This is a genomic window from Acetobacter lambici (genome assembly GCF_011516885.1).
GTDB lineage: Bacteria > Pseudomonadota > Alphaproteobacteria > Acetobacterales > Acetobacteraceae > Acetobacter > Acetobacter lambici.
The window spans coordinates 1-3,178 of the sequence record NZ_WOTD01000101.1; the positions used below are offsets into that span (position 1 = coordinate 1).

Genomic DNA, 3,178 nt, shown 5'->3' on the forward strand with positions numbered 1-3,178 from the left:
CGCCGCCAGGTCTTCCAGTCCACCCTCAAAAACTCTTCAAATCAAAATCAACACTCATTACCATCGCGGGGTGGAGCAGCCCGGTAGCTCGTCAGGCTCATAACCTGAAGGTCATAGGTTCAAATCCTATCCCCGCAACCATGATTAAGTGTCTGAAAAGACAACAGAAAAGCCACCCAAGCGGGTGGCTTTTTTTGTGCCCGAAATCTCCCGCAGGATGCACATAGGATGCAGATGGGAGTGAAACTCCAGCGTAGGTTGAGCTGAAATCGGGTCATTATCACGATAGCGTGTCAGGCGTGTTGGAGCCCGGCGATACGGTCCGCAGCGCGATCCTGTGTTACGATGGATCATGGTTTCCGACCCTCTCGATTCCGCGCCTGCAGGAGCGTCCCGTTGAGTGGCACGGCTGCCTTATCCGAGGCGCTGGCCGGCCTCGTAGAGCGGGTGACGTTCCACAACGCCGAGAACGGCTTCTGCGTCCTGCGAGTGAAGGTGCGGGGGCAGCGCGATCTGGTCACCGTTGTCGGCCATGCCGCAATGATCTCGGCAGGCGAGTTCGTGCAGATGTCGGGGCGCTGGTTCAACGACCACACCCACGGGTTGCAGTTCAAGGCGGAGTTTCTCAAAGCCAGTCCGCCGACCACGGTTGAGGGGATCGAGCGCTATCTTGGCTCCGGCATGATCCGGGGCATCGGTCCGGTCTACGCGAAGAAGCTGGTGAAAGCGTTCGGCGAGGCGGTGTTCGACCTGATCGAGCAGGAACCTGGACGTCTGCGGGAGGTGACGGGCATCGGCCCCAAGCGGGCCGAACGGATTGTCGGTGGCTGGGCGGACCAGAAAGTGATCCGGGAGATCATGCTGTTCCTGCACTGCAACGGCGTCGGCACCTCGCGGGCGGTGCGTATCTTCAAGACCTACGGTCAGGATGCGGTCCAACTGATCAGCGAGAACCCCTACTGGCTGGCAAAGGACATCCGGGGGATCGGCTTCAAGACCGCCGACCAGATTGCCCGGAAGATGGGGATTGCGGCCGACGCCATGATCCGGGTGCGGGCCGGGATCTCCTACGCGCTTGGCGAGGCCATGGATGAGGGGCATTGTGGCCTGCCGGTCGGGGAGTTGCTGACCAGCACCGCCGAACTGCTGGAGGTCGCGGCACCCCTGATCGAGACGGCTCTCACGTTGGAGCTGGAGGCGGGCGACGTTATTGCCGACAGCGTGGGCGAGACGGGATGCATCTTCTTGGCGGTGAATCGCCCCGGGTTTTATGGAGACAGAACGACCCGTGAGGTAAGAAGAATTTATGAGCAATAAATCGAAGCGTTTTCCGCCTGAGTTTCGTGACCGTGCAGCGCGCATGGTTCTGGAGGAAGAGAAGAACCATCCTTCGCGGTGGTCTGCGGTGATGATGATCGCTCCAAAGCTGGATATTCACCCTGACACGCTGTCAAAATGGACCCGTCTGCATGAGCGGGCCAATGCGCCTGCGGTGAGTGACCTGCCTGATCGAGAGAAGATCAGGCAACTGGAGCGAGAGAACCGCGAATTGCGGCAGGCCAATGAAATCCTGCGTAAGGCTTCTGCGTATTTTGCCCAGGCGGAACTCGACCGCCTATGTGGACGGCCGTTTAAGCGCAATACCTCATATTGTTCTCCCGATGTAATTTCCAAAACGTATTATTCTACCGGCTGGATGATGAATACCGATTTAACGTGAAGACCCGGTCAGATGCGCTCTTATGTCCGGCCTGTTTATGCGACTTTATGCGCTGGCCATCATGGGTGTGCGCTCACGTGTCAGGCACCAATCTGGTATCGCGTGCTCAGGGGCACAGACGGTCGAACGGTATGGCCTGAACTGTTGCTGAATGACAGTCTTCCCATCACGTCGGTTCGTACATACTGCCGGATCTACCGGAGCAAGCTTCGGTGTCCATCGTTCTGCTGGTGCAGGTCAGCCTGCTGAAACACTGACACCAGCCGGACGATAGATCTCTTTACGTGACAACAACGCCCAGATGATACGAGCCATTTTATTGGCAAGTGCAACTGTTGCCAGACGCCTTGGACGACGCGCCATGAGTTCGCATAGCCACTGACCCGCAGCGCTATCCCACTTATGGGCACGATGAAGCATGGCCGTCGCACCAAGAACCAGCAACGTTCTTATCTGCCGGTTGCCCGTTTTGGTAATCCTGCCCAGACGGGTTTTACCGCCGGTAGAATGCTGACGAGGCACAAGCCCAAGCCAGGCGGCAAAATGGCGCGCAGAGGCGAAGGAGCCAATATCCGCGACCGAGGCGACAATCAGAGAAGCCGTTATGGGACCGACCCCAGGGATGGTCATCAACCGACGCGCATCCTCATCGCTTTTTGCACGCGCCCGGATCTGCACTTCCAAAGTATCAATGCTCTGAGCGACCTTTTCATAATGCTCAAATAACAACATGGCACTCTGCTTCATGGTAGCCGGCAGGTCGGCTGATGTCTCTATTTTTGCCATCAGTTCTGGCAGATGGCGTGTGCCCAGAGGGGCTATCAGCCCGAACTCGGAAGCAAGAGCCCGTAACGCATTACTCAGCATGGTCTGCTGTTTGACCAGAAGAGCGCGGGTAGAATGCAGTGACAACACGCCTTGCTGCTCTTCGCTCTTGATCGGAACACACATCGTATCAGGATGAGTCGCCGCCATGCAGATCGCAGCCGCATCAACAGCGTCGTTTTTCTTGCCTTTTTTGACAAATGATTTGACCCGATCAGGAGGAACCAGTCTGACATCATGACCAATCCTGCTGATCACCCGTGCCCAGTAATGAGCTGACCCGCAGGCTTCCAGAACAACTTCACATGGGTCAAGTTTTGCAAAAAATGCTGAAATTTCACTGCGACCAAGCTTGCGCTTGAAAACGCACTTTCCATTTGCGTCAGCCCCATGAGCCTGAAAAACGGATTTGGCAATATCAAGGCCAATTATGCTAGCTTTCATACGGGCGGTCTCCTCCTGATGGTCAGTGAACCTCCATCATGGCACATTGATGCCGCAGGGAGGCCGTCCACCCCATCTGGTTCAGGCCATGACGCGCTTCATTGAGGAGCACCGGCAGACATATGGTGTCGGGTCAATCTGCAAGATCCTGCCGATTGCACCATCTGTCTATTATGCAACCGTTGCCAG

1 protein-coding gene, 1 tRNA gene, 3 pseudogenes and 1 other annotated feature are annotated in these 3,178 nt (G+C 56.6%); of the genes and pseudogenes, 4 read left to right on the plus strand and 1 reads right to left on the minus strand.

The features are described from left to right. The first annotated feature begins 64 nt into the window (after nucleotides 1-64). The 3 genes and pseudogenes from GOB86_RS15080 to GOB86_RS15090 form a co-directional block, all read left to right on the plus strand. A tRNA-Met gene (locus GOB86_RS15080) sits at nucleotides 65-141 on the plus strand. A 255-nt stretch (nucleotides 142-396) separates the two neighbouring features. Beyond that, nucleotides 397-1,251, plus strand: a pseudogene (locus GOB86_RS15085) (helix-hairpin-helix domain-containing protein); the annotation flags it as partial. A gap of 55 nt (nucleotides 1,252-1,306) precedes the next feature. Further along, nucleotides 1,307-1,620, plus strand: a pseudogene (locus GOB86_RS15090) (transposase); the annotation flags it as partial. A gap of 337 nt (nucleotides 1,621-1,957) precedes the next feature. Here GOB86_RS15090 and GOB86_RS15095 read toward each other — a convergent pair. Then, on the minus strand, nucleotides 1,958-2,989 hold the full coding sequence (locus GOB86_RS15095) for an IS110 family RNA-guided transposase (protein ID WP_165993470.1): 1,032 nt from the start codon (nucleotides 2,987-2,989) through the stop codon (nucleotides 1,958-1,960). 40 nt (nucleotides 2,990-3,029) lie between these two features. Then, nucleotides 3,030-3,152 (plus strand) — a sequence feature (AL1L pseudoknot). On the opposite strand from GOB86_RS15095, the pseudogene GOB86_RS16245 reads away from it, so the two are divergent. Next, nucleotides 3,042-3,178, plus strand: a pseudogene (locus GOB86_RS16245) (IS3 family transposase); the annotation flags it as partial. Its footprint overlaps the feature before it by 111 nt.

What these genes read in the sequence shown, in the direction of transcription:
- GOB86_RS15095 (WP_165993470.1), bottom strand. Translation starts at nt 2,989, where the DNA reads ATGAAAGCTAGCATAATTGGCCTTGATATTGCCAAATCCGTTTTTCAG.